The 26,311-nt window shown below is 57.2% G+C and carries 25 protein-coding genes and 1 tRNA gene; 17 read left to right on the top strand and 9 right to left on the bottom strand.

Annotated elements, in window-relative coordinates; translation table 11 throughout:
• Positions 1–84: 84 nt before the first annotated feature.
• From QRN41_RS05155 to QRN41_RS05180, 6 genes are all read left to right on the top strand, one after another.
• Complete coding sequence (locus QRN41_RS05155; protein ID WP_083377870.1) at positions 85–831, top strand: response regulator; 747 nt, start codon at positions 85–87, stop codon at positions 829–831.
• Positions 828–1,904, top strand: a complete 1,077-nt coding sequence (locus QRN41_RS05160; protein ID WP_285421253.1) for an ATP-binding protein — start codon at positions 828–830, stop codon at positions 1,902–1,904. The genes QRN41_RS05155 and QRN41_RS05160 overlap by 4 nt, the downstream gene beginning before the upstream one ends.
• A 24-nt stretch (positions 1,905–1,928) precedes the next feature.
• A complete protein-coding gene (locus tag QRN41_RS05165; RefSeq protein WP_034138025.1) occupies positions 1,929–2,138 on the top strand; it encodes a hypothetical protein in 210 nt (69 codons plus the stop codon).
• Between the two features lie 20 nt (positions 2,139–2,158).
• Complete coding sequence (locus QRN41_RS05170; RefSeq protein ID WP_167417121.1) at positions 2,159–2,557, top strand: hypothetical protein; 399 nt, start codon at positions 2,159–2,161, stop codon at positions 2,555–2,557.
• A complete protein-coding gene (locus QRN41_RS05175) occupies positions 2,530–3,450 on the top strand; it encodes an ABC transporter six-transmembrane domain-containing protein (RefSeq protein ID WP_285421254.1) in 921 nt (306 codons plus the stop codon). The genes QRN41_RS05170 and QRN41_RS05175 overlap by 28 nt, the downstream gene beginning before the upstream one ends.
• Positions 3,451–3,601: 151 nt before the next feature.
• The gene (locus QRN41_RS05180; protein WP_285421255.1) at positions 3,602–5,221 is read left to right on the top strand and encodes a methyl-accepting chemotaxis protein; all 1,620 of its coding nucleotides are present in this window, start codon (positions 3,602–3,604) and stop codon (positions 5,219–5,221) included.
• Positions 5,222–5,471: 250 nt separating this feature from the next.
• Here the strand turns inward: QRN41_RS05180 and treS are convergent, their stop codons facing one another.
• Both treS and QRN41_RS05190 read right to left on the bottom strand, forming a co-directional pair.
• Positions 5,472–7,535 (bottom strand): maltose alpha-D-glucosyltransferase, encoded by a 2,064-nt coding sequence (treS, locus tag QRN41_RS05185; protein WP_285421256.1) that lies wholly within the window; start codon positions 7,533–7,535, stop codon positions 5,472–5,474.
• Between the two features lie 75 nt (positions 7,536–7,610).
• Positions 7,611–8,399, bottom strand: a complete 789-nt coding sequence (locus QRN41_RS05190) for an AraC family transcriptional regulator (RefSeq protein WP_034113813.1) — start codon at positions 8,397–8,399, stop codon at positions 7,611–7,613.
• 291 nt (positions 8,400–8,690) lie between these two features.
• On the opposite strand from QRN41_RS05190, the gene QRN41_RS05195 reads away from it, so the two are divergent.
• The 3 genes from QRN41_RS05195 to QRN41_RS05205 all read left to right on the top strand — a co-directional run bounded on the left by QRN41_RS05195 (position 8,691) and on the right by QRN41_RS05205 (position 11,934).
• A complete protein-coding gene (locus tag QRN41_RS05195) occupies positions 8,691–9,617 on the top strand; it encodes a 4-hydroxyproline epimerase (protein ID WP_285421257.1) in 927 nt (308 codons plus the stop codon).
• A 33-nt stretch (positions 9,618–9,650) separates the two neighbouring features.
• Positions 9,651–10,598 (top strand): dihydrodipicolinate synthase family protein, encoded by a 948-nt coding sequence (locus QRN41_RS05200; protein WP_034138019.1) that lies wholly within the window; start codon positions 9,651–9,653, stop codon positions 10,596–10,598.
• A gap of 85 nt (positions 10,599–10,683) precedes the next feature.
• Positions 10,684–11,934, top strand: a complete 1,251-nt coding sequence (locus QRN41_RS05205) for an NAD(P)/FAD-dependent oxidoreductase (RefSeq protein ID WP_285421258.1) — start codon at positions 10,684–10,686, stop codon at positions 11,932–11,934.
• Positions 11,935–11,943: 9 nt separating this feature from the next.
• On the opposite strand, the gene QRN41_RS05210 is transcribed toward QRN41_RS05205, so the two are convergent.
• From QRN41_RS05210 to QRN41_RS05220, 3 genes are all read right to left on the bottom strand, one after another.
• The gene (locus QRN41_RS05210) at positions 11,944–12,858 is read right to left on the bottom strand and encodes an ADP-ribosylglycohydrolase family protein (RefSeq protein ID WP_285421259.1); all 915 of its coding nucleotides are present in this window, start codon (positions 12,856–12,858) and stop codon (positions 11,944–11,946) included.
• Between the two features lie 36 nt (positions 12,859–12,894).
• On the bottom strand, positions 12,895–13,878 hold the full coding sequence (gene souR, locus QRN41_RS05215) for a transcriptional regulator SouR (RefSeq protein WP_047882161.1): 984 nt from the start codon (positions 13,876–13,878) through the stop codon (positions 12,895–12,897).
• A 346-nt stretch (positions 13,879–14,224) separates the two neighbouring features.
• On the bottom strand, positions 14,225–14,833 hold the full coding sequence (locus QRN41_RS05220; protein ID WP_094065786.1) for a LysE family translocator: 609 nt from the start codon (positions 14,831–14,833) through the stop codon (positions 14,225–14,227).
• Positions 14,834–15,093: 260 nt separating this feature from the next.
• Here QRN41_RS05220 and QRN41_RS05225 point away from each other — a divergent pair, with 260 nt between their 5' ends.
• The 3 genes from QRN41_RS05225 to QRN41_RS05235 all read left to right on the top strand — a co-directional run bounded on the left by QRN41_RS05225 (position 15,094) and on the right by QRN41_RS05235 (position 17,060).
• Entirely contained in the window at positions 15,094–15,357 is a 264-nt protein-coding gene (locus tag QRN41_RS05225) for a hypothetical protein (protein WP_285421260.1), read from the top strand.
• Between the two features lie 150 nt (positions 15,358–15,507).
• Positions 15,508–15,888 carry a DUF1090 family protein gene (locus QRN41_RS05230; protein WP_034138014.1) on the top strand — a complete coding sequence of 127 codons (381 nt, stop codon included), beginning with the start codon at positions 15,508–15,510 and terminating at the stop codon, positions 15,886–15,888.
• 806 nt (positions 15,889–16,694) lie between these two features.
• Positions 16,695–17,060 carry a hypothetical protein gene (locus QRN41_RS05235; RefSeq protein ID WP_285421261.1) on the top strand — a complete coding sequence of 122 codons (366 nt, stop codon included), beginning with the start codon at positions 16,695–16,697 and terminating at the stop codon, positions 17,058–17,060.
• A 427-nt stretch (positions 17,061–17,487) separates the two neighbouring features.
• On the opposite strand, the gene QRN41_RS05240 is transcribed toward QRN41_RS05235, so the two are convergent.
• Entirely contained in the window at positions 17,488–18,366 is an 879-nt protein-coding gene (locus QRN41_RS05240) for a hypothetical protein (RefSeq protein ID WP_143506432.1), read from the bottom strand.
• 1,667 nt (positions 18,367–20,033) lie between these two features.
• Between QRN41_RS05240 and QRN41_RS05245 the strand changes: the two genes are divergently transcribed.
• The 3 genes from QRN41_RS05245 (at position 20,034) to QRN41_RS05255 (ending at position 21,233) form a co-directional block, all read left to right on the top strand.
• The gene (locus QRN41_RS05245) at positions 20,034–20,324 is read left to right on the top strand and encodes a hypothetical protein (protein WP_285421262.1); all 291 of its coding nucleotides are present in this window, start codon (positions 20,034–20,036) and stop codon (positions 20,322–20,324) included.
• Positions 20,325–20,409: 85 nt separating this feature from the next.
• The gene (locus QRN41_RS05250; RefSeq protein WP_278407277.1) at positions 20,410–20,664 is read left to right on the top strand and encodes a hypothetical protein; all 255 of its coding nucleotides are present in this window, start codon (positions 20,410–20,412) and stop codon (positions 20,662–20,664) included.
• A 20-nt stretch (positions 20,665–20,684) separates the two neighbouring features.
• Complete coding sequence (locus QRN41_RS05255; protein ID WP_123718012.1) at positions 20,685–21,233, top strand: hypothetical protein; 549 nt, start codon at positions 20,685–20,687, stop codon at positions 21,231–21,233.
• A gap of 530 nt (positions 21,234–21,763) precedes the next feature.
• Here QRN41_RS05255 and QRN41_RS05260 read toward each other — a convergent pair.
• Positions 21,764–22,165, bottom strand: coding sequence for a hypothetical protein (locus QRN41_RS05260; protein ID WP_285421263.1), 402 nt, complete (start codon positions 22,163–22,165; stop codon positions 21,764–21,766).
• 322 nt (positions 22,166–22,487) lie between these two features.
• On the opposite strand from QRN41_RS05260, the gene QRN41_RS05265 reads away from it, so the two are divergent.
• Both QRN41_RS05265 and QRN41_RS05270 read left to right on the top strand, forming a co-directional pair.
• Entirely contained in the window at positions 22,488–23,012 is a 525-nt protein-coding gene (locus tag QRN41_RS05265) for a hypothetical protein (protein ID WP_285421264.1), read from the top strand.
• A 125-nt stretch (positions 23,013–23,137) separates the two neighbouring features.
• Positions 23,138–24,787, top strand: coding sequence for an SEN1985 family protein (locus QRN41_RS05270; RefSeq protein WP_285421265.1), 1,650 nt, complete (start codon positions 23,138–23,140; stop codon positions 24,785–24,787).
• Between the two features lie 115 nt (positions 24,788–24,902).
• Here the strand turns inward: QRN41_RS05270 and QRN41_RS05275 are convergent, their stop codons facing one another.
• Together QRN41_RS05275 and QRN41_RS05280 are read right to left on the bottom strand one after the other, a co-directional pair.
• Positions 24,903–25,592 (bottom strand): B3/B4 domain-containing protein, encoded by a 690-nt coding sequence (locus tag QRN41_RS05275; protein ID WP_285421266.1) that lies wholly within the window; start codon positions 25,590–25,592, stop codon positions 24,903–24,905.
• A gap of 500 nt (positions 25,593–26,092) precedes the next feature.
• Positions 26,093–26,166, bottom strand: a tRNA-Cys gene (locus QRN41_RS05280).
• Between the last annotated feature and the right edge of the window lie 145 nt (positions 26,167–26,311).

Below are 26,311 nucleotides of genomic sequence, written 5' to 3' on the forward strand. Positions count from 1 at the left end.
GCACGCATGTGATGCACAGTAGGCTTCGTCGCCCCCTGGTAATTGGCCATACTGCGACCATCGAACCGCACCACCGAGCCGACCATGACTGAATCGCACCTGACTTCGACACCAGCGGACTTCGCCACTCAATCCCAGGCTCTGGTATTGATCGCCGAAGACGAGCCGCAAATCGCCGACATCCTCGCCGCTTACCTCAAGCGCAGTGGCTTTCAGACCGTCCATGCCCTGGATGGGCGGCGCGCGCTGGAACTGCATCAAGCCCTCAAGCCCGACCTGGTGCTGCTGGACGTGTTGATGCCACAACTGGATGGCTGGATGGTACTGGCCGAGATCCGCCACCGTGGCAACACCCCGGTGATCATGCTGACCGCACAGGACCAGGACATGGACAAGTTGATGGGGCTACGCATCGGCGCCGACGACTACATCGTCAAACCCTTCAACCCCGCCGAGGTGGTGGCCAGGACCCAGGCAGTCCTGCGCCGCTCCCGCGACCAGGGCTATGGCAGCGGCCAGCGCGTGTTACGGGTGGAGGGTTTTGAAATCGACGTCGACAGCCATGAAGTCAGCGTGCGAATCGGCACACGACAGCACGCATTAAGCCTGACCGCGACGGAATTCCGCTTGTTGGCGCAGTTGGCCAAAGCCCCCAGGCGCGTATTCAGTCGCGCCGAGTTGCTTGCGCTGTGCTCGCCCGAGAGCGATAGCCTGGAGCGTACGGTGGACAGCCATATCAGCAAATTGCGCCGCAAGATCGAAGACCTGGGCCTGCAAGGTGTGCCGGCGAGCATCCGTGGGGTGGGTTACCGGTTCGGGAGCCACCCATGAGGACCGCCAATAGCTTGAGCCGGCAGATTATTCTGTCGATGTCTGCCGTGGTGCTCTGCGTGATCGCCCTCGCGGTCGTCGGCTCCTATGTGTTTTACGCGCTGCTCTGGATGTTCTGGCCACCCACGGATATCGATGTGGACGAGTGGCTGCCAACCGGTGTCGAGTGGCTCTGGATGGGATTGGTTACCGCGATCAGCCTGGCAGTGGGGGCGGTGGTGGCGATCAAATTGTCCCGGCGCATTCTGATGCCGTTGAACTCGGTGGCGGCCAGCCTTCGCCGCCTTGCCGACGGCGACCTGGATGCCCGGGCGACGACGTCCGATCGCGCATTGGCCGAGGCCAGCGTGCTAGTGGATGACTTCAACAGCATGGCCGCACGTTTGAAGCGCATGGCCCAAGAGCAGTCATTCTGGAATGCCGCGATTGCCCATGAACTGCGCACCCCGCTGACCATCCTGCGCGGTCGCCTGCAAGGGTTGGCCGAAGGGGTCTTTCCTCCGGACCAAGCACAGTTCTACAGCCTGCTGGGTCAGGTCGAGGGCCTGACCCGACTGATCGAAGACTTGCGCGTCGTGGGCCTGGCAGACAATGGTTACCTGGATGTGCATATCCAACGGGCCGACTTGGCCGACGAGATCGAGGCTGACGCGCGTCTGTTCGAACCGGGCCTGCAAGCCTGCGGATTCACCCTGCATATGGACCTGCTCAAGCAACCGGTGCATTGCGACCCCGCACGCATACGTCAGGCCCTGCTAGCCATGCTCGACAACCTCAAGCGGCACGCCACTCCAGGCACCGTCACGGTGAGCCTCGGCAGCCTGGACGGCGTCAATACCTTGAGCGTCGCGGATGCAGGGCCGGGCATCGACGAAGCGTTCGCCGCGCATATCTTCGAGCCATTCCAGCGTGGGGAAAGCTCTCGCTCCCGCGCCCAGGGCGGCAGCGGCCTGGGGCTGGCGGTGGTGCGCGCCATTGCCATGGCCCACGAGGGCCGCGTGACCTGCCGCAATCTGGAGAGTGGCGGCAGCCTGTTCGAACTGACGTGGCCAGAACGTCCGGTCGCTATCTGAAACCCAATCTCCCCAGGTGCAGGCATGTGTTTTTTTGTCCTCGGATTCAAGGGCGTTGAACGCTATCGCCATTTCGCCTTGCTGGACACACAAGGACGCTGTATCGCTTTTAAAAGCTGCGAAGGAACGCCCCAGAACGGCAAATGGGTGCAAGTCAAACATATCAATCTGGCCTGGCTGAACCGCGTGTTGCCTGCGCAGGCGCTGACCGGTCCACCTACACCACCGTTGTAATTCACCCACGGATTGCATCCATGTCTAACTCTATTCGCGACCGGACCACGCTTGACCTGACGCAACTGGAAGACTCTATAAAGTGCTGCAGCGCTAAGCTCAGGAAGCTACAGCGCTTCTGGATTCCCCTGCAAAAACACGCGCCGCGCCTGGTGCTCTCGCTTTGGATCATCGGGGTTGTGGCCTCGTTGTTTACCCAGTGCTACTACCACTGGCTGCTGCTGGCGCCGGCCATTTGCATCTTGATCATCCTGGAGATGGTGATCGAAGAAGTGCAAACCGACCTGTTATTGATGACAGCAGAGACGCGCTACCTGCTCGACATCACGCGCGGTCTGTATGCCGGTACATCCCTGCCTCAACCCCGTACGTTACGCACACCAGGTGCCCCATGCCGTCCGTCACACCGCCATTACTGAACGAACCCAGCCGCCAGATCGGCCAACAATCGGCCAGCCAGACGCTCAAAGCCATCGCCAAAGCCTACCCCGGCAAGTTGTTCTGCACCCTGTCCCTGGTGGCGCTGGAAAATGCCTTACTGCTGGCTTACCCCTTGTTCGCGGGGTTTGCCGTGGACGCCATTATTCGTGGCGATGGCAAGAGCGCACTGCTCTATGCCGCCGTGGTCCTGGGTTTCTGGGTAGTCGGCGCGGCGAGACGCGCATTGGATACGCGAACATTTACCCGCATCTATGCTGACCTCGCGGTGCCGGTGATCCTCAATCAGCGCCTGCAACGCCACAGCACCTCCAAGTCTGCCGCGAGGGTGGTACTGGCACGGGAATTTGTGGACTTCTTTGAGAAGCACGTGCCCACGATTGCCACCGCATTGGTCTCCATCGTTGGCGCCGCCGCCATGCTGCTGGCGATCGAACCCTGGGTCGGGCTGGCATGCCTTGGAGCGCTGGGGCTGTGTTTGATGGTGGTGCCAGGCTTTGCGCGGCGCAATCAACGACTGCATGAGCGCCTGAACAACCGACTGGAAAAGGAAATCAGCCTAGTGGAGCAAGTCGGCGCTCATACGCTACGCCGTCATTACCGGGTGCTGTCGCGATTGCGCATTCGCTTGTCAGACCGTGAGGCCGTCGCCTTTCTCACCATCGGGCTGTTGGCGGCCTTGCTGTTCGTGGTCGCGATTACCCAGCTGGCGCTCTCCCCTGCGGTGAAGGCCGGGCATGTGTATGCGGTGATGACTTATCTGTGGACCTTCGTCAGTTGCCTGGACGAAGCGCCCAGCGTAGTAGACCAACTGGCGCGCCTCAAGGATATCGGCGAGCGCGTGGACCCCGGTTTGGGTGAAACGGCGCCTTGACTGCTCTCACGTCGACGCCATGGCGATTGGGTATTTTCAGACTACCCTCATCCCTACCAGTCGTCCGCTGCTGCCCGTGGGTATTCAATTTTGCGGCGTCTGGCCGATAGCTTGTAAGAACTGCTCGCTTTCCTCCTTATGAGTACGCCCCATGCGCCTGAGAAACCTGAACCTTGCCCCCCGTGCCACGTTGTTTTTTTCCGCGATCATCGCCTTAGTGCTGGTACTCGGCGTAATTGCCATTTTGCAAATGGGCAAGTTGCGTGACTCGGAAAAGGATGTGGAACTCAATTGGATGGCGAGCATCCGCCAAACCGCTCTGATGAACTCGACGGTATTGCGCCTGCGCCTGGAAACCCAGCGGGCCGTGGCCGACCCTGAAACGATTCAGAAGACGCTGGCGGATTTTCCGGGCTATCGCAAAGCATTCAGCGATGCGGTATCCAACTATGAACCACTTATTGCAAGCGATCAGGAACGTGCCCTGTTCACCGCCGTGAAAACCTCGGCTGACGGTTATTCCAAACAGCTGGACGCGCTGGAGCCGCTGCTTAAGCAGGGTGACACCGCTGGCGTCGTCAAATTGGTCGCCAGCGGCATCCGCCCGCTGACCAATGCCATGGAAGGCCAGATCAAGGCCCTGACCGACTTCAACAACGAAGGTGCAGCGAAAGCCGGCCAAGTCGCCACGGACACCTTCAACGCCGGCACCTGGCTGGTAATTGGCTTGATCGTACTGGTGATGGCGATGACCGCCGGCCTGGCGTTCCTGTTGACCCGCAGCATCACCTCGCCCATTGGCGATGCTCTGTCGGTGGCCGAACGTATTGCTAACAGTGACCTGTCCAAAGAAGTCAGTGTGCATGGCACGGATGAAGCCGGTCGACTGTTGAAAGCGCTGGCGCAGATGCAGACCAACCTGCGCAACACCATCCTGCAGATTTCCGACTCGTCCGCACAACTGGCCGCGGCCTCCGAAGAAATGACCGCCGTCACCGAACAGTCCAGCCGTGGCCTGGTATCGCAAAACGATGAAGTGAATCAGGCGGCCACCGCTGTTACCGAAATGAGCGCGGCCGTGGATGAAGTGGCGCGCAATGCCGAGTCCGCCGCCCAGGAATCCAAACGCAGCCAGGGCTTCACCGAAGTGGGCCTGGAGCGCGTCACGCAGACGCTGCGCTCCATCGAAAAACTGTCGGGTAATGTGGAAAACACCAGCGAGCAGATCCAGGGCCTGTCCAACCGCGCCCAGAGCATCAGTAAAGTGGTGGAAGTAATCCGCGCCATTGCCGAACAGACCAACCTGCTGGCCCTCAACGCCGCCATCGAAGCCGCGCGTGCCGGTGAGCAAGGCCGTGGTTTCGCGGTGGTTGCCGATGAGGTCCGCGCGCTGGCGCACCGTACCCAGGTGTCGACCCAGGAGATCGAGCAGATGATCGCCGCAATCCAGAACGAATCCGACGACGCGGTCAAGGCCATGGGCACCAGCAAGGAACTGGCCACCGAATCCCTCGGGGTGGCCCAGGAAGCCAGCAGTTCGCTGGATCAGATTGCAGCGGCGATTATCCAGATCAACGAACGCAATATGCTGATCGCCACCGCTTCGGAAGAACAATCCCATGTCGCGCGTGAAGTGGACCGCAACCTGGTGAGCATCCGCGAACTGGCCACCCAAAGCGCCGCCGGTGCCAGCCAGACGGCCAGCGCCTGTGGGGAGATGTCGAAGCTGGCGGCGAACCTGAACCAGTTGGTCAATCGCTTCGTGGTCTGATGCCCTCCGGAAGACCCCATCGGCCCGGCGCCTGCGGGCCCATTGGGCGTTTTTTGTGGTGAGCGGGAATGTGGGAAGGGGCTTGCCCCCGATAGCGCTGGGTCAGTCAGCCTCTCTGCCACTGACACACCGCCATCGGGGGCAAGCTCCCTCCCACTTTTAATACCCATTGCCCGGGCTGGATCAACTGAGCCTTAGCTGACTGGCATTAGGGCTTGCCCCGCACTGAGACGCGAAGCGGCCCTCTCCCCTACATCGGCGTGCTGCTCACCACCCGCAACGCCAGGCCCTCGTAAGCATCCAGAGTGATGGTAAAGGCCCCGTCTTCGGTCAGGTCGCCTTCGACCCGCTCATTAATAATGTCCACCACCGGGCCCGGCGCAATGTTGGGCAGGTGCAAGGTTTCGGTGATGGGCGTGGCGCCGAAGTTCAGCGCGGTGATTTGCGTGCCCTTACCCGCCGGCAGTTCGTGGACCATGATCAGCAACCCTGGATGCTCCACATCCGGGACCAGAGTCTGGCGGCTGGCGGCAATGTCATAAGCGCGGCGCACGGCGAGAATTTTCTGCAGTTGCGAGGCGAACGACTGCGGGTCTTGCAATTGCTGGTTCAGGCTGCCGTATAGACTCTTTGAGCGCGGCATCAGGCCGGCGGACAGTTCCGCTTCCGGGTTCAAGTCCACCAGGTCGTAGGCGCCGCGATGAATCCAGCGCGTGTCGCCGTCCTGCATCAGGTGCGCCACCTCATCCGCCGCCAGCGGCAGCGCCCCCACCAAATCCCAACCGGACAATGCAAACACCCCAGGCTGCATGGCGTTGTACATGACCAGCAACAGGTGGATCTGCTGGATCTGCTGAATATCGGCCGCCGTGATGGCCTCCAGGTCACGAATACCCAGCGCCGCCGTGATGATACTGACGGTGGTGCAGGACACGCCGTTGGTCACGAATTTGAGGTTGTACGGCGCATGTTCGCCGGTCAGGCGCTCGTACATCTGCTCGCGGATGTGCTCGCGCAGGATGTTGCCGGGGAAGGTCTGGCCCTGATAGAGGAAGCTGTCATGGGCATGCAGGGTCCAGAAGTGCACCAGCTCCAGGGTCAGTTCATCGTGGTTTTGCAGGGCGTGGATCAGTGAGCCGGGGTCGATGCCCTGGCGATGCATTTCGCGCAGCATCAAGCGCAGGAATTCGGCATCCCCCATCAACAGGGCGTGCTGGTACGCCGGCCGGGTGATGAAGTCATAGGACAGGTCGGCGCCGCCGTGGGACATGGAGGCGATATCATCCACGGTGAGGTTCAATTCCTGGAAGCTGAAACCGCCGGCCTTGCGAATCGCGCCACCAATCAGTTGGTTACCGGTGATCGACAGCGGGTGGCTTTCGGACCATGCGCCGCCCTCAAGCTTGCGCTCCACACCGAGAAAACCGTTGGCGTCCAGGCGCAGAATCTTCGCGCCCATCACGTCGATGGCATGCAGCGCATCACCGATGATCATTTGCTGCGCGGCAAACGAAGGGTCGAGCCAGTTGAGCGATGGCTGGCCTTCCTTGAAGTAATGCAGGTACACCCAGCGGCGCGGCTTGCCGTCGACGCCGACCACCACCGGGGTGGCGCTCCAATCGGTTTCCTTGACGCCAGGCTCGAAGAAGATCACTCGCTGTAACTGGCCGACGATGTAGTGCTTGTCGCGCAGGGCGTCCACCTGCAATGGGCTGAGGTTCTGCGCGTCGCGCCCCCCGGCAACGTCGGGCAGCAATGGCCAGTCGTCCTCGCGGATTTCCACCATGTGGTAGAGGCCGGGGTAATCCTCATAAGCCATCTCGGCCAGGCGGAAGTCCGCGCCTTTGCCGGTGTGGGACGGGATCACGTCATCGATAATCACCGCGTTGTGGGCAGCGGCCATGCGTGTCAGCGCCTGCAATTGCGCCTCGGTGCCCAGTTGTGGGTCGATCTCGAAACTGATGCGGTCGAAATTGCCGTCGATGGTCGGCGTGTGCCGCGTGCCGTTCAGGCCACCGGACTTTTTCAGCGGGCCGTTATGAATGCCCTGGATACCGATTTTCGACAAGGCGTGCCACAGGCTTTCATCCCCCAGCGCCTCCAGGACCGTGCCGCCGTCGCGGGTCACGATGGACGCCGGGTACGCGGTAAACCACACCGAAGACAGCGCCGACGCATCCCGCGGCCGCGTCTGCGCGTACGGCTGCTGCCACATCCGACCCTGCCCCGAATAGAGCTTGGCGCGCTGACGCGCCGCGTGCAGCATCGATTGTTCCACCAGCCAGTTCACATGGGTGTTGTCCGCCGCCGTCATAAGCTTGATACCTGTCGTCGTAAAAAGTGACTCGTAAGCATATGAGGGGCACGGGCGCCATTCGTTGCATTGCAATCACGCCAACGCGGGCCCTCCCCCCGTCGCCTGCCGGTACTGGCGCGGCGTAAACCCCGTGGACGCCTTGAACTGCCGGGTAAACGCGCTGTGGTCGGTATAGCCGCACTGCAAGGCGACCTCGGTGATCGGCAGTTCGCTGTGCAGCAAGCGGTGGGCGTGCTCCAAGCGTACTTTCTGGATCATTTGGCGCGGCGTCAGGTTGAAGACGCGCTTGCAGTAACGCTCCAACTGCGCCACGGAAATGCCGGCGATGTGCGTCAGCTCACCGAGGGTGACGCGGCGGTTGAAGTGGCGGCGAATATGCTCATCGACGGCGGCCAGGCGCTGATAGGCCGGGTGGGTTTCGCTGGCCGATTGCAGGTCCACCGAGATACCGGCCAGGCCGATAATCGCGCCCCCACGGTTGTACAGCGGCCATTTGTGGGTCAAGCACCACCCCGGTTCGCGGCTGCCGTACAGGTGCAGTTCGAGTTGATCTGCCAGCACCAAGCCCTCCTCCAGCACCCGTCGATCCTGCTCGGTATAGCCCGGCCCCAGTTGGGCGGGGAACACCTCGGCGCTGGTCTTGCCCAGCAGCGGTTGCAGCTGTTTGAGGCCGCAGCGCTGCACCAACGTGCGGTTGGCCAGGGCGTAGCGAGCTTGCATATCCTTGATGAAAATCGCGGCGTTGGGGATCACATCCAACATCGGCAGCAACTGCGCGACGGCGCTTACCAGCTGTTCGAGACTGTCGGGGCGAGCGGCTGCCTCACCCTGGCAAAGGCCCGCAAATACACTGTGCAGCATGATCGTCTCCCCGGTTGAGCCTTTTCGCGTAGCAGATTGCATGATGCCCGCCGCACTGTCGAGCCAGGTAAAACTGTGCCGATTTCGTCATCGATGGCCGCGTAAACCATCAATCGCCTGCGCGCCGGTGAGTTCACTGTAGGGCCGTGGATGGCGCTCCAGTAACTCACAGCGCACCGACCTGATTGCGTTGACTTCTCGGCGCTACTGTCCACCGCCCACTACGTGCTGCTGGGAACCGCGTTCTTTCGGCGGCAACTGATCCCGGCCACTCATTGATTGGAGCGTCTGATGAAACGATTGCATGTGATCGACTCCCACACCGGCGGCGAACCCACGCGCCTGATCCTCAGCGGCTTCCCGGCCCTGAGCGGCGGCAGCATTGCCGAGCAACTGGATGGCTTGCGCAACGAACACGATCAGTGGCGCCGCGCCTGCCTGTTGGAGCCCCGTGGCAACGACGTACTGGTCGGCGCGCTGTACTGCGAGCCGGTCACAGCGGGCGCCACCTGCGGGGTGATCTTCTTCAATAACGCTGGCTACCTGGGCATGTGTGGTCACGGCACCATCGGCTTGGTCGCCTCGCTGCATCATTTGGGGCATATCGCACCGGGAGTGCACATGATTGACACGCCGGTGGGTCCGGTGGCCGCGACGCTGCACGAGGACGGCGCGGTCACCCTGCGCAACGTACCGGCCTACCGCTTTCGCCACCAGGTGGCGGTGGATGTGCCCGGCCACGGCGTGGTCAAGGGCGATATCGCTTGGGGCGGTAACTGGTTTTTCCTGGTCTCCGAGCATGGCAAGTCGTTGGAGATGAACAACGTCGACGCCCTCACCGAGTACACCTGGGCGATGCTCAAGGCCCTGGAAAACCAGGGTGTCCATGGCGCCGATGGCGCGCTGATCGACCATATCGAACTGTTCGCCACCGATCCCGACGCCGATAGCCGCAACTTCGTGATGTGCCCCGGCAAAGCCTACGACCGCTCGCCCTGCGGCACTGGCACCAGCGCCAAACTCGCGTGCCTGGCCGCCGATGGGGCACTCGCTCCCGGCCAGACATGGACCCAGGCCAGCATCACCGGCAGCCAGTTCACGGGCCATTACGAATGGGACGGCGAGCGGGTCATCCCCTTCATTACCGGCCGCGCCTATATGACCGCCGACAGCGTGCTGCTGATCGACGAGCAAGACCCTTTCGCCTGGGGCATTTAAGCCCACCCTCATTTGACTTGAAGGAGTACGACCATGAGCGACAGCGTTTTCGCCGGCTGCATCCCGGCCCTGATGACCCCTTGCACCGCCCAGCGCCAACCGGACTTCGATGCGCTGGTCGCCAAGGGCCGCGAACTGATCGAAGCCGGCATGAGCGCGGTGGTGTACTGCGGTTCCATGGGCGACTGGCCGTTGCTCACCGAAGCCCAACGCCAGGAAGGCGTGGCGCGGTTGGTAGCGGCTGGGGTGCCGACCATTGTCGGTACGGGGGCGGTCAATAGCCGTGAAGCGGTGTCCCACGCCGCCCATGCTGCCAAGGTCGGCGCCCATGGCCTGATGGTGATTCCTCGCGTGCTGTCCCGTGGTGCGTCCGTCACCGCACAAAAAGCGCACTTCGCGGCCATCCTCAATGCCGCGCCGGAGCTGCCGGCGGTGATCTACAACAGCCCCTACTACGGCTTCGCCACCCGCGCCGAGCTGTTCTTCGAACTGCGCCGCGAGCACCCGAATCTCATCGGCTTCAAGGAGTTCGGCGGTGGCGCCGACCTGCGCTACGCCGCCGAACACATCACCTCCCAGGACGATAGCGTGACCCTGATGGTGGGTGTGGACACCCAGGTGGTGCACGGTTTCGTCAACTGCAACGCCACCGGCGCCATCACCGGTGTGGGCAATGCCCTGCCGCGGGAAGTGCTGCACTTGGTGACGCTGAGCCAGCAGGCGGCCAAGGGCGATGCCAAGGCGCGACGCCTGGCCCGCGAACTGGAAAGCGCGCTGGCGGTGTTGTCATCATTCGATGAAGGCTGCGACCTGGTGCTGTACTACAAATACTTGATGGTGCTCAACGGCGACAAAGGCTACGACCTGCACTTCAATGCGACCGACGTGCTCAGTGACGCCCAGCGGCGTTATGCCGAGCAGCAGTTCGCGTTGTTCCGCCAGTGGTACGCCAACTGGTCGGCGGAGCAGCATTGTGCCTGAGTGCGTACGCGCCGCCGTGATCGCCGCGATGGTCAACCGGCGCAACGTGAAAGCCTTGGCCGACGCACAGAGAGAGGCATAGCCGATGAGCCGTAGGGATATCGTGGTGGTCGGCGCCGGTATTATCGGCGTGGCTTGCGCGTTGCAGCTGGCGCGCCAGGGCCGCCAGGTGGTGGTCATCGATCCGCAAGCCCCGGGCATGGGCGCCTCCTATGGCAACGCCGGGCACCTGGCCACCGAGCAGGTATTCCCGATTGCCGACTATTCGATTCTCAAGCGCCTGCCCGCCATGCTGATGGACCCCATGGGCCCGCTACGCCTGGACTGGCGCTACCTGCCCCGCGCCCTGCCCTGGTTTACGCGTCTGCTGCTCAACCTGCGCGCGGCGCCTTACCAGCGCACGGTGGCCGGCCTTCGTGCGCTTAACGAGCAAAGCCTGGGCGCCTGGCAACGCTTGCTGGCCAGCCTGGATCGGCCGCAGCTGATGCGCCAGAACGGCTCACTCCTGGTGTTCGAACGGGCCGAGTCGCGGGCGGATATCCAGAGGTTGCAGCACCGCATGCAGCAGCAAAACGTGCCGGTGGAGTACTGGTCTGCCGAGGCGATTCGCGCGGCAGCGCCGCAGTTGAGCGAACGCCTACAAGGGGGGCTGTTCTTCCCGGCCACCGGGCACTTTGTCGACCCGTTCCACGTGGTGGGCGAACTGGTCTGCGCCGCTGAAGCTGCGGGCGTGCAGTTTCTTCGGCGTCGTGTGGTCAGCGGGCAACCCGATGCGGAGGGCGTCTGCCTGTTCACCGACCACGCGCCGCTACTGGCGCGTCAGGTGCTGATCGCCTGCGGCGCGCATTCGGCGGCACTGACAGCGACCCTGACCGGTAAAGCCATCCCGCTGGACACCGAACGCGGCTACCACCTGATGCTGCCCCATGAGCACCAGCGCCTGCCGTTCGCCGTAACCTCCCTGGAGCGCAAATTCATCATGACCCCCATGACCGGCGGCCTGCGCCTGGCTGGTACGGTGGAGTTCGCCGGGCTCGGACGCCCCGCCAATATGCAGCGCGCGTGGCAGTTGCAGCGGTTAAGCCATGGGCTGTTCCGCGAAGAACTGGACGCCAGGGACGCCACGCCGTGGATGGGCTTTCGACCGTCGCTACCCGACTCGCTACCGATCATCGATCGGGTGGCCGACGGCAAGGTATTCCTGGCCTTCGGACATCAGCACCTGGGCTTGACCCAGGCAGCGATCACGGCAGAGATGGTCGCCGGGTTGGCGGCAGACGGGCCAATGCCAGCAGGGTTGCCGGCACTGGCGCCTTATCGGCTGGAGCGTTTTTAGCGACGTGTGTCAGGCGGCATGACCTGCGGCGTTGAACAATCCGTCGGCCATCCCCTGGATCTCATCCACCATCCATAACCGTCCCAGCCATTCGGAGGGAATCGCCGCTGCCCCGTAATAAGCACCGGCCAATTGACCGACTATGGCGGCGGTGGTGTCGGCGTCATCGCCCAGGTTGGCCGCCGCCAGTACCGCATCGGCAAAGCTATCGGTGTGATCAAAGCACCACAGCGCAGCTTCCAGAGAGGCCACCGAATAGCCCGAGCCGACAATCTCGGCGCAGGGTTTGTCACGGTACCCGCCTGCCGCAATGGGCTTCACCTTGGGTGCCATCAACGGTACATCGGCCAACTCCAGCACTTGCGCTTTCGACGCGCCGCCGAGGGCATTACAGATGGCCTGTGCCAGCACCAGGCAGCAGTCAATGGCTTCCTGGGCGGCGTGGGTGGTGCGGGAACTGTCGACGCTGAAGGTGCGGACGTTTTGCAGGTCCGGGTAATAAAACAACACCACGGGCGCCAGGCGCATCATCGAGCCGTTGCCGGCCGAATAGGGATCGGTTGAGCCGGCGAACGGGTTGTCGGTGTTCTGGAACAGCGTCAGCGCCTCGCGCACGGTCATGCCGATATCGAAACAGTCGCCGGTCGAACTCAAATAGCCCCACTGCCACCAGTTGAGGTAGCGCCCCATCTGGTCACGGGCATCGAACCCACCTTTTTGCAGCAGGCTCTCGGCCAGGCACAGAGCCATGGATGTATCGTCCGTCCACTGCCCCGGCTTGAGATTGAACGGCCCGCCGCCGACCATATCGGTGATCGGCGCAAAACTGCCCCGGCGCTTGAATTCCAGGGTTGTCCCCACAGCATCGCCGCAGGCCAGGCCCAGCAAGCTGCCACGGTAACGGTCCTTCAAGGTGATCGACATCGGCACTCCTCGGAAAAATTCCAGACGGTGCCCATGCTACTTGACCAGGCGCTTCTCTTTCGAGGGGCGGTAGCCGAAGTAGGCGCTGTAGCACTTGCTGAAATGGCTCGGCGATACGAACCCGCAGGCCACCAGCACCTCCACTTGGGACAGCTCGGTGTGCTGTAGCAGTCGGCGCGCTTCGGTCACACGCAGCTCCATGTAATAGCGCTGCGGCGTGGTGCCCAGTTGCTCCTTGAACAGGCGCTCCAACTGCCGCCGCGAGCGGCCGGCGTAGACCGCCAACTGGTCGAGTTCCAGCGGTTCTTCGAGGTTGGCGTCCATCAGCTTGACCACTTCCCGCAGCGGGGCGCTGACGCTGATGTTTTCAGTCGGTTTGATACGCCGGTAGCGTGATTCCTCAAATGCGAGGATGTCTTCGATGCCTTCCACCAACGCCTTGCCATGCAGGCTCTTGATCCAGTCCAACGCCATATGGAACGCGCCCGAGGGACTCGATGCAGTCAGGCGGTCGCGGTCAATCACAAAGGGTTCGCTGGTGACCTTGGCGGCCTTGGACACCTCGGCCAGGGCCGGGCGATGTTCCGGGTGAATGGCGCACTGATAGCCCTGCAACAACCCGGCCCGCCCAAGAAACCAAGACCCATTCCACAACCCGGCCAAGCCCACGCCCATCTCGGCGGCGCTGCGCAACAGGTGGATGAAGTCTTCGCTGGCCTTGAGCTCAGTGCGAAAGCCACCGCAGATCACCAGCAGGTCCAGTTCGTGCAGCACGGACGCGTCCAAGCATGCGTCAGGGCGAATCACCAGGCCCAGGTCACTGATAACCTCGCCATCGTCACAGCCAAAGGTGCGCGTGGCGAACAGCTCGGGGCGCAGCAGGTTGGCGGTGACCAGGGTGTCGAGGGTTTGGGTGAAAGCCGGCAAGGAGAAATGTTCGAGCAACAGAAAACCGACGCGGGTGACCGACGCCAGTTGCTGGGAGGTTTCGTTAAGGTAGCGCAGGTTCTTGCCCTTCATGCCACCGCTGAATTGACGTCTTTCCATCGAGGGTTGGCCCACTCTTATTGTGTTGATGCCGTGGGCGCCATCTTAGGGGCAAAAGCGTCGTCTGTCTCAAGCACTGATCTGGAAAAACCCGACGCCCTGCAAAGCCCGGTGCAGAAGCGCGACTGGTGCATCTGATACGGTTTTTTCTTTGTTATCTGCGTCTGTACCGAAAACCTGCCCGGGCGGACAATGGCCAGCGTTCCCACTCCCCTTCCCTTCGGAGGTCCAATGACCAAGATGGCACTCTTTCTGTTCGGTTTTCTGGTACTGACCATCGGCATTGGCCTGTTGGCGACCATCTCGCCGGTCTGAACGCCTACCCTGCCAAGAACATCGGGTACAGCGACAACACCAACAAACCGGCCATCACCCCGTTGAACACACGCACCCAACGCGGTTCACGCAACAAGTTGCGCAGCCCCGTGCCGCAGCCCAACCAGACACACACGCTGGGCAGGTTGACCACGGCGAACACCAATGCAATCACCAGCACGTTGGTCACATAGCCTTCGGCGGGGGTATAGGTGGTGATCGCGCCCAACGCCATGATCCAGGCCTTGGGGTTCACCCACTGGAACGCGGCGGCAGCGAGGAACGTCATGGGTTTGCCGCGCTCGTCCATGCTGTCGGACATGCCGCCTGCCGTGGCGATCTTCCACGCCAAATACAGCAGATACGTCGCTCCCACGTAGCGCAGCAGGGTGTAGGCCCAGGGCAATAGTTTGAACACCTCGCCCAACCCCAACCCGACTGAAATCACCAGCAGCATAAAGCCGATGCTGATGCCCAGCGCATGGGGTATGGAGCGGCGAAAACCAAAATTCACCCCCGAAGCCAGCAACATCGTGTTATTCGGGCCGGGGGTGATCGAAGAGACAAAGGCAAACAGCACAAAGGCTGACAACAAACTGCTAGACATGACCATCGCGAGGTATCCGGACAAAGGTGGGGCAAGCCTGGAACACTAGTGTTTTTCCCGGCGAATGCCCCGTACAGCCAGGCGCGGATCGAGGCATACACTTTTGGCGCACATTGCCATGCAGTTTCACAAACCTTTCACAGATGATCGCCTAAGGTGAATCCAGCAGCTCCTAATGAACATCCCTTTTAGCCCGCACTCCCCATCGCGGGCTTTTCTTTGCCTGAGTTTTACCGACGGTTTAATGCGCAACAGCGGAGAAGCAGATGGCGGAATTAATAAATGATCTGGATGGCCCTCGAACCGCTCAGCAGGAACTGTTCTATGACCTGGAAGATGCAGCGGCGGTGATCGGCTGGTCGGTAGTGGAGCTAGCGACGCTGGCGGCAGATGGCGCATTGCCTAAACAGGCAGCGGCGCTGAAGAAGGTCTGTGAGTTGCTCGCGGCCCAGCAGGGCAAGCTCACGGGTTATGCGCAGGAGGTGAAACAGGATCGCATCAGCCGGTCCGAAGTCAAATCCAAACTGTGAAATCGATCACATTTAGAGAGGCCCAGCGTTGAAGCTCAAAATTTGAGCAAATAGTATTTCGCCGCACCTGGGCGCTCATCTATAGGGAAATTGCCATGCGCCAGCCCGGGGCCACTGACCTGCGCAGGCAATCAAACATTGAGGTTTGCCATGCGCCTGTCCACTCTCGCACCTACCGCCGTTCTGCTCAGCCTGTTCACCCTGCCCGCCCACGCCGCAGACTTATCGGCCCTCACCGGCGCCCTGTCGACCGCACTGGGTGGCGCAAATAACAGCAACGCCGGCAACACCAACAACGCCGCCTCCTGCCAGCAACAAATCCGCGACCTTCAAGCCAACATCAACGCCGCCAACGCCAAAGGCGACACCCTGCGCGCGACCGCTTACCAAGCGGCACTGACCCAAACCAATAAAAGCTGCACCAACTCCACCTACAACACCCAAGCTCAAGTGGACACCAGCTCACAACGCCAGCAGAACGTGAACAAGGCGGCGGACGCGATCAATGCGATTGGTGGGTTGTTTAAATAACGGAGGCAGACGCATTAGCGGTTTTGCCAGGGAACCCAGCCTGAGGCGGCCGCGCTCCACACCGGTCCACGAAAGAAAATTGGGGTCAGATCACCATTGTTTAAATGTGGTCTCACCCCATTATTTTTTCCCTATTTGGTCAGGGCAAGACCGAAAACGTCTCCGTCTTCGCTTGGAGGATGGCAGAATCAAATCCGTTATCGATGGAACGGCGCACGAGAGAAGGCAGCAATCAAAGCGTCAGCTGATGATGGTCCCTTGCTGGCAACGAGCATTCGCCAGTTCCATTCAAGGGCATGCGGCCCAAAGCTGCTAGCGAGATCGAGCTAACGCACGCGAGCCGCCTACTAGGTCACTCCACAGAGGAAATGACCAAGAAGGTATATCGACGAGTCGGTGAAATTGTGAAGCCTACGAAATGACCCGTTGCCAATTGTAAGATAGGCAGAAATCGGCCAAAAGCGGACCGCCAGCGCGGTTCTGATTCAGCCCGATAGTCGAAGCTCACAGCATGCGACTGCATATCTAAAGTCATTCTGGCTTATTGCTTACACCCATATCCCTATTGGCTCCCTCTCGCCGTCCAGTTTACTGGGGGGGATTGAAGACCCTCTAAGCCCAGCGGGAGCATGCTCCCTCGCCACAGGGGAACATTAAAGTCATAAGACTTGTATTGGCCACTGGGTAATTGGCATAGTGCTGCCACTCCCCAACTGACCCTGCGCCAAGGACTAAATCAGCCAGAAGCTGACGGAAGTTCAGGGCCTTGCCAGGTTGCTTGTTCCAAGGATATGGACATTTACCCCATGAAAACATACGCAGCGCTGGCCCTTGCGCTCACCACTCTGTGCAGCACCGTCCACGCGGCGAGCTGGCAGATTTGCCGGCTGGACTTACAGATCGTCAACGTCTTGAAACAACCGTACCCACAGCTGCAGGGGCGGATCCTCAAGGTCACCCCGACCTCAACCACCACGCAATGTCCCCAGCAAGGCTCGACGGTCACCTTCACCCCGGAAACCACCGATTACCAGAACACCCTCCCGCGTCGGCAATGGCCTCGAAAAGGCCAGTCCGTGCAGATTGACTACCGGTATCTGGATGGGGTTTGCAAGGGCGACGGCCACCCGCATCCGTGTCTCATCGACCACTACCCACTCATGGGACGCTAATCGGGCGTCACTCGCTCACGCAACTTCGCAGCAACCCATCGCATGGATATGCCCAGCACGCCTTCGCGCGAAATGCGTGGCGCTGTAGCATCATGAATTCTGCCAGCAATCCAGCCCTAAGGGCGATTGATGGCTATTAACTTTGAACCCAAGATAGGGCAGATCTTGGAGTGTAATTATGGCGGCTACCAGTACGATGAGAACGCATGGCTATCATTAGAGGGACTCAAGCGTACTAGCTGCCTATCAGCCATTCCAGCTCGGCCTTTCCACTTAGAAAGTCAGTTATTGGCCGATTTCTGCCCGTCACCAGCGCAGAAATCGGCCAATTGCAGACCTTGGATGTGTCTGAAAAACTGAGGGCGATTCACCTTGCGCAAGGTGTTGCCACAGGAACGCCATCGCAGAAGACACTAAAGTGAGGGCCTTACTCGGAGTATTTCCCCACATGGTTTTTCCACGGTAAGTAGTCCACGAAAACCACGCGATGGGTTACCCCGTTTTCCCCTACACGAAACCCAGGCATTTGTTGCAAATCCAGCTGCAAGCACTGAGTTGCAAGTACCTTTTGTAACGCAGGATCCGGATGAAAATATTCAGGACGGAAATAGTGTTTTTTAAGCGTCACATCGCAACTTGCGACTTGGCCCTTTACGTTGGCAGTGAATTCGAAGCGAGCTCTGCCGAACGCATTTATTGATTGCTTGGCCACCACGTTGTCCCAGAAAAAACGGCTTTCAGCATCAGTTCTCTGGTGCCCCCGTTCGTAATCAGAAATAGGTGAGGTATTACCAGAAGCTATCAAAGGTGCGATGACCTCGAGCGTGCCATCAGCTGGATTCTGGAGACCTTCCGGGATGCTATTCCAGCTACTGCTCCAGCACACATCCATGACGAGATTCGTAAAGCCTGGTGGAGCTCCAGCGTCACTTGGCTGCGCCTCGCAGAGCAATACGTCACCTTGCTGATTGAGCTTCATCCGCAACTTCACGCTGCCTTGCATCCCCTCGCCATTTGCCCAGAACACACTTCGAGCCAAGGTAGAGCGCAAAACCCTGAGATAACGTCTTGCTTCGAGACGTTTAATTTCTTCTGGGGTTAGGTAACTTGGAGCGGATTTACCATCGCTATCGATCCAGGAATCTATTCGCTGCTCAGGTGTTAACTGGCGGCAACCAGAGAGAGCCACTAAGCCTGTTAATAACAGCAGCGCGGAGGTTAGCCGACAATCGGCCCGGGATGTCATTTTAATGGTCGACACTCTTTCGTTCCTTGATATGACAAAAATCGCCATTTTACCTTGCATGCCAGACCACCGGACATTGCAACTCGATTTTTCGCCGGCAGATTGCTGCCTGTCGTGAAAGGCTCCATTCGACCCATTGCAGTCCATCGCGATCAGCGGCAGTTGGATCACGAGTCGAACGGTGAAACTGAACAACGCTATTTTTTACAACCGGCTGAGTTGCCCGCTTGAAGTATCAGAGCTCTGAGCCGCTGAATTTTCCTGATGCAATACATTCTAAAAAAATTCTTTGTTCTGGTTTAAGAAGTTTGCGTGGCGTATAGACGTGCTCATCAGGCTCCCTTAGCCACCTTGCCAAACCTCGGCTCGCGGATTCCTTGAGATTGTCCGCACGGATTGAGTCATAAAGGGAAAAGGTCTGGACTGATGGGAAAGCCCTCATCCTACGCCCGCATGGCCCCTACTGACAGCAATCGGCCCAGAGTGTGTAAAATCGCTTCGCCAAAATTGAAGTGTGCGCGTCTACGTTAAATCTGAAATTTATCAGCACATCTGTAGATATGGATTTCGCGTAGAAACGCGATTTGCGGTGCGGTTTGGAGTACCTGACGCGCTCAAAAACGTTTTTACACAGCCTGGGCCAGAAGCGGACGCTCGCCCGAGCCTTCTCTGCAAGGACCTGGTGGTCAGAATGAGTGGAAGCTATAACAAGTAGATATATGATCTTCCTACAAAATGAGATTCGATTCAGACCTATGATTCTTCAATATCCACCGGTGTGACCAGAGTACGGAAAGATGATAAGTGATTCAGATTTGGCCGAAATGGTTCCTTCAGCGCTAACGGGTGTAACTGTCGGGATCGGTTCGCAGATCCTGCTTTTTGGTGATATGGCTAGCGGGTTAATTCAGTGTCCATTCGTCAGTGATATGCTCTCGCCGGTACCTTCAATGCAGGCTACCTAGCTTATGATTTGGAGTCACTTAATCACCGCTCATTTAATCGCTGAAACAAGAGAACTTTCAGCGTCACCGCGTTGGCAAAATCCAGACGCCCCTGGATCCGCGCAAGTAGTAGAGTTGAGCACGCGCCTTAGTTCTCCAAAGGAGTACAGTGCCTTCCGAGATACCCCTGAAGGCGACTATTTGCTGTATGTAATCGAGGCATACGAGGATGCCATGAATAATGATTGGCTTCCTTATGAAATCATCGGCCTTCCACTTGAGCGGGCACGGGAATTTATCACGCAAGTCGCAAGTGAGTTGGCGTCGGGCCCGACACCTCACTTCATTCCAAACATTAGGGCAGTTTATTCAATACTCTCTGCTCTCTAAATCGACGCGACATATCTGATCTAAAGAGCTGCTTCTGGCCGATTTATGCCGTTCGTGACGGGCAGCAACCGGCCAAAAGCGGTCTCTCGCGGGCAATGACGCTTACACCAGCAGAGGCGAGATACACGTTGGTAACGACTTCGTAACCTTCAGTCTACTGCCGCCGCTTTTTTCTCAGCCCATTACCTACAGCTATGCGCCCGTAAGCATACAGGTACAGGCGGCGTAATACCTGAGGACAGCAGCTTGCTCAAGGAGTTGGGCAATGTCTTTCACCGGTGATACGACCATGCACAGCTGTTATGGCAATGGTGCGCAAGCCTGTGCAAGGTATTGGCCGCAAGGCAAGCCGGTACTGGTGCCTGTCAGCCCGAGAAAATAAGGAGATTGATCATGTGGCTTAAACCTGTGGCATTGGCGCTGCTGCTTGCTCCCCTCGTCACCGCCTGTTTCAGCGAGCCCTTTCAGCCCCCGGCGGCTGACGCGGACTTATGGGAGAAACCCGGCGCGAGCAGCAAGGATGTCTTGGCCTCCATGTTGGCTTGCGGTGAGAAGAATGGCTCCGGCATCGATCCCAATGCCAGCTTCCAGGAGCGGGCGCAGCGCTTTGTGTGTATGAAGGCGCGGGCTACACCCGGCGTGATGGTTTTGACGTCTGTGCATTGCGCACCCAAAAACCGTTGAAGGCTTGCGAGTCGGCGCAATGAAACTCCAAAAGAACCGTCCTGTTTTTAAGGGCTCGTCACTCAACACGATAGGGACATCACCTGTGAAATATGCAATCTGCGCCACCTTGCTGCTGTCGCTCAGCGGCTGCCTGACCATGTCGGGTGAATACACCGTGACGGCTCAGGACGCCTCCGGCGCCCCGTTAACCAAGCTTGGCACCTTCACCGCCGAGGGCCATAACATCTACCCCATACGCAATGCGTTCTGCCTCAATGCGCCGGAGGCGACGGTCATCATTCGCGATGCCCGCACCGGCGAGGAACTGCGCAGCGAAAGCCCTTATCACTGCCGTTAAGCCTCAAAAAAAGGATTTCCATGAGAGCATTTCTGATCGCAGGCCTGGCTCTGGCCGTGAGTGGCTGCGGCAATATTTCCAATATCCGTGCTTACAATACGGCCTATGTTGAACCCACATCCGGGGATACCGCACGCTTGCGTGTGATCACCAATGGCATGGCGCGCGGCGTGCCGGGCCGTGACTGCATCGACTGGCGTGTGCCTGGCGCCGGGGTGATGGCCGTGTCCGAATCTGGCTTTGCGGGTCAGAATAATGGCCGCAGCCTGGGCATGCCCGAGAGCAACCGCCGGGTGGAGGCGCAAGGCTCGGCGCGTAGCGAACTGAAGGTGCCGGCGAACAAGCCTTTTGCCATGAACTTCCAGAGTGAGGGTTATGTTTCCGGCGGCAATTCCTATAGCTGCAGGCAAAGCTTTCACTTCACCCCCAAGGCCGGGCAAGATTACGAACTGATCCTGCTGGACGGTGGCCAGTGCCTGGTCGCGTTGCAGCGCTTAAACCCAGCTGGAAAACCTGAAAACGAGCCTGTTGAGAAGGCAGGGCTGTGTAGAGCATTGGATGCCTTTTAGCTTGGCGTATTCAGAATTCCAGCGATAGGTGGCTATCCGGACATTGCGGATAGTTCAAACCTAAACGTGAGCCGAATCAATGCGCATCGGGGGCGTGGCCTTTAGCCGACTTGACATACCAGCCGTATCCAAGAGGCAGAGAAGTGAGCCAGCTTGCACTTGCGGAGGAGGCAAGCTGGGCGAAACCAGAACCGAGTTGGTCGTCCGCTTTTGAGGTAGACATCCAGACAAAGGCCAAGCGTTTTCTTGCGCTGTCACGAGATGGAGATAGATGGCATCACCGACCACAATTTTTCTGACATGTCCGCTTATGGCCGATTGTGTTGAAAAAGTCAGTTTTCCCAAAACACTCGAATATTAATGTATGAAAACACCTCTGTTGCCCGCTGCTACGTGAGCTCCGAGTACTGAACCTTCTGCCAAAAATTCAGATTTCAATCTCAGGCGCGTACTTTTCTGGCGTGGAATTCGAAGCCGACTGTTTTCAACAGAATCGGCCAAAAGCGGTCCTGTGGGGGCTCAAGTCGAACCTACTTCGAAAGCCCGTTTGCGCCGTCGTCGACCTCCCACAAAATTCTCTCGAGCTCAGGCCGCGTCCACCTCTCCCAAGGAAATACGTCCCGGTCGTCGTCGCTGTGCCAATACTCGCCTGCATCAAATGCCTGGTAGATAGAGAATGCCGGCTGGGGCATATCCGCATGCATGGACAAGCCGACGATATCGCTGACGACAGTATTCATCACCTCATCACAGTAATGAAAATCGCGGGTGCCTGTAAAAAACAGTCTTGCTACTGAGATCGCCAACTGATTCAAAAGATCGCGACTGTCGATCTGTAGGTGCTCACACATCACACCTAACTCGGTGTTTGGGGCACTTTCAATAACCGCAAGTACGTAATTAAGGTTGGCATCACTCAGACCTTTGTCCATGGGATGAAAGTACTCTTCAATTCAGTTACTCGATGGATTCAGCGCAGGCCTGTTAGAAAACATATTGCCAGGTGTGCTGCCGAGCGTCCGCCTTTTGTAATCCCCTTTTGTACGATCACCTAGCGATGTCACGTGGTATGGAGGGGCATTTGAATTGCATTTTCACCCCAGCACACCGCCGAACCGAGGCCTGCTCCAATCCCTGTCATGAGTGATGTCTGTTTGATATCATAGGTTATCCGTCAATCCGGGGGCCGCTATCGCGGTTACCGCCGGTATGCGGACGATCTTTTATCATTCATTTGTTGGCAGGAGAAAGACGTTGAGTGAAGGAAATGGGAGCGGAAAGGCGCCATTGTCGAAGGGAGTCATCATCACTCGGTCATCGGTTTGGGCTACGTATGAGGTGCTTCTGACGTTGATGCCTGTGCTTATTTGGCTTTTCATCATCTATTTTTCGAAGCCCGAGTTTGAGATTTCCCTGCAGTTTCCGGCGTTCTCTTTTTTCTGTGTTTCTATCTGGGCGGCTTGCATTAGGGAAATTCCGAGAACACTCGTCGGGGGGGATCCGGTTCAAGACAAATTTGAACGGGAGTGCTCGTTGGCCATTGCGATTCTAGGATTCGTGATTTCGCTTTTGTGTCTCGTCTTCGCTGCGCTCAGGAGCACCGGCAGCATTCCTAATATTTGGGGGGCTTTTTCCGTGGTTGTGGCGACTGCCGGAGGGCTCGGTATCCTCATGCTTTTCGTGATGATCTCGATAAAAATCCAGCGAGTGGAATATGGGCGCTACAACATCCGTCCTGCGATCAAAGAAAAGTGGACTGATTTAGTTTCTGAGAAATAAATCAGTCCCTTTTTTTTCCAAAGCTCGTGTTTATGCACGTTGTTGTGCGGCAAAGGCATTTTTATTTCCGTTTTAGGTGTTGCTTGCAGCACAATTTGAATTTTTAGAACCTCTGGAGGGATGCAGTGGTTACTTATACACAGAGTGTAAAAGAAAAAAGCAGAGTAGAAGTATGGACTAGGGCTGTTAGAAAACTGACTACTGACAGGGAAAAACATAGGGTTTTAAAGCCGAATTATATAAGACGCCTTTGGGATTACGCTTTTGACGAAGTTCTACAAGATGAGAGTCCTAACGAGGATTTTATTGAGTCCTGGACTAGATTTTCAAACAATCTTTACGAGACCAAGCAACCGCAAAACTTGAAAATTGCATACTTTTGCGGGCCGGAGCCTGAAAATGATTTGCGAATTATAGTGGCGCTAGGTGTTCAGATTGAGAATGTTTGGGCTATTGAGTCAGATAGAAAAATGTACTCTTCAGCACTGATTAAGGCACAAAAAAAATATCCAACCTTAAAGATATTCAATGGTGCAATATCTGAGCTCATGCGGGTCACTTCTTTTAAGTTTGATATAATTTACCTTGATTTCACTGGTCCTCTTTTTAGTCAGCAGTCAAAGCCGCTTCTCACTATAAATGCTGTCTTTGAAAACAGCTCTCTGAGTGATTTGGGGATTCTGGTAATAAATAGCTCTCTCCCCGAAAAAACCGAAGAAAATATTGAGTTCTTGTCTTCTTATTTTCGTAGTCATCCATTTCTAGAGAACTGTATCCGTTCAGGTGACCCTAAAGATACTGGCTTTTGGGAAGGGGTCGATTGCTATGGGTTTGTTGACAAGGCCTACCAAGAGGAGCTTAAGGCGCTCGGCGAGCCTTGCGAGCAACGTTTGTTTGAGGACTTGATAAGCTCGCACTTCGACTCTGCATACAGTGCATTTTCAACGCATTATCCAACAATCTTTGCTAGCTACATAAGTCCGATGCTTAAGGTTGGTAGTAGCCCAGCCTTAAAACGCATGTTTTTGAAAATGGATGAAGCTCAAATAAAATCCATTATTAAAAAAATGTCTACCCCCAAAAACTATGATTTCGAAGATGGACAGGTTGATGAGGCCACCCTCGAAGATTTGGATTTGTCAGGAGGTGAAATTTTCGAGCCGCATGAAGACTTTCCAATTTGGAATTTCTTGCTAAGGCTGAAGGAGTCTAAAAGTAAGCTGGGTCAGTACTGGTACGAGCAGTTTTCAAAAAAGAATGGGGCTCTGTCATATCTAGATAGCGTGCAACTTTATGATTTGCTTAGATACGCACAGTACTCATATAAAAGCACTCTGTCGGAAAGCTTGTCTCGGTCGATAAAGGAAATAATTAAATCTCTTCCTGATCCGCGCGGAGGCGTTTTTTGTGATGTACCGATGCCGCATTTATGGATAGAGCTTGCTTTAAATCACCTTGGGAATACGCACCACATAAACACGGACGCGCATTGGCGAGCTAGGTATAAAGCAAAAGAGCGGGAGATGTATCTTGATATGTTTGTTTTTGATAACTGCAGATCCCTGTATGACTGGCTTCCGATGGTGGATCTTTATGGAAAAGACACTGCGACCATAGAGAGGCAGATAATTATTCGTGCTTGCATGGATGCTATCACTAAGCAGAACCATTATTCGTCATTTTTTAGCTACTATGGCGCCAATCTAATTGGAGTCAATACAAAGAGATGGTCAGATTTTGGTGAGCTGAAAGAGCGATTTGATTTGAATGACTAGTATTGAAGCTAAGCATCAGAAAAATTATGGCCGAAAGCCGCCAATTATGAGCAGCAGCTTTCGGCCAGAAACCGATTTTGAATGAGTCGAGGAAACTAGTGGCGATTCACTCAGTTCAGTAAAGCTCAATCAGTTGAGATTCAATTTTTGCATCTGGCATCATCTGCTGAAGTCCTCTACTCAGCTCATCCCCAGCAGCCCTTAAGGCATCCATGGGCATTTCTGGAAGACTCTCCAGAATGAACCACATCCGCTTTGCGTTTGAGTACAGACGCGTTCGGGTGCCCTGGCGCCAGTTCCATCGCCGGCAGGTCACACCTTGTTCATCTCGCCAAATGACTTCTCCTTTTTCTGGGGACTCATTAGCTGCATCGCCATCTTTAGTGGTGTCGAACAGTTCAGTGCCATCAGCGATGGTCAAGCGTGGCACACCTATGTAAGCGTCAAAATTTTCTCCGCCAACCGGTATGGCGTACTTGATGCTAATTGCGTTGTACAAGTCGACAATGGGATCGATATTGGGAAGACTCCCATCTCGTAACACCCGCTTACGCAACGCTTCGGCTGAGCAAGGGGTGCGCTGTGGTTTAGCGCCGAATAGCCTGAACGTATTGGCCCACGCAGCCAAGTGGCTCTGAGCCCAAGCCGGAGTTTCAGCGCCTAATGAATCGCAAGCCTTTTTAAGAGCGTCTGTAGAAACCTGAGGGTGCTCAATCAGCGAAGCTTTCACGCTGATACTCAGCGCTCGGAAACCTGGTGCAATCTCAGCTATTTGGGGGTCAAGGAACGGAGCAACAAACGACATGCTGTCCTCCATGGCGACTAATACTGAAGGTTTCTCATGGTGTAGCTATCCGATGCCAAGCTAAGGATATTAAGGGTGTGGACGAGCAATTTCAGTTTAGATTTCAACGTAGCTATCTCCGTGAAGGTGATCAATGAATGGAGTTTTAACCCGCTCTGCTGATTAGATCTAATGATTTACCATCATGGCGTATAAGCTTTCCTTATTCGGAAGATCAACGAACGCGAACGCACAGACACGCACGATGAAATGTGAAGAGAGATACTCTTTGGGCGGATCTGAATCGACACTAGATTCGTAGTCACCTTGGGAATGACCGCTTCTGGCCGTTAGTGGACATTTAGACCCCTTAGTCTCGAGCACAATCCCACGTTCCATCAAGGAGAGCCGTACCGATAACGGCCTCTTAAGCTTCCCGAAAAAGGTAGAGTTGCGGAAACGATCCCAAATCGCAGGCAATAAAAAACCCCGTAGACGTTAATCTACGGGGTTTTTAAGAGTGGAGGCCGAGGTCGGAATCGAACCGGCGTAGGCGGATTTGCAATCCGCTGCATAACCATTTTGCTACTCGGCCTCAGACGATCAATGCCCTGATTGCTGGCACTCACCGTATGATAACTTGAGTGGGCTGTGTAAAGCCTGCCTCTACTCTAACTCATTGAATACATTGAAGTTTTTAAAGCTTCGATGCGTTCGATGGGCGCCATTATGTACTCATT

Origin of the sequence: Pseudomonas sp. efr-133-TYG-23, assembly GCF_030209215.1 — a bacterium.
Classification (GTDB): Bacteria; Pseudomonadota; Gammaproteobacteria; order Pseudomonadales; family Pseudomonadaceae; genus Aquipseudomonas; species Aquipseudomonas rhodesiae.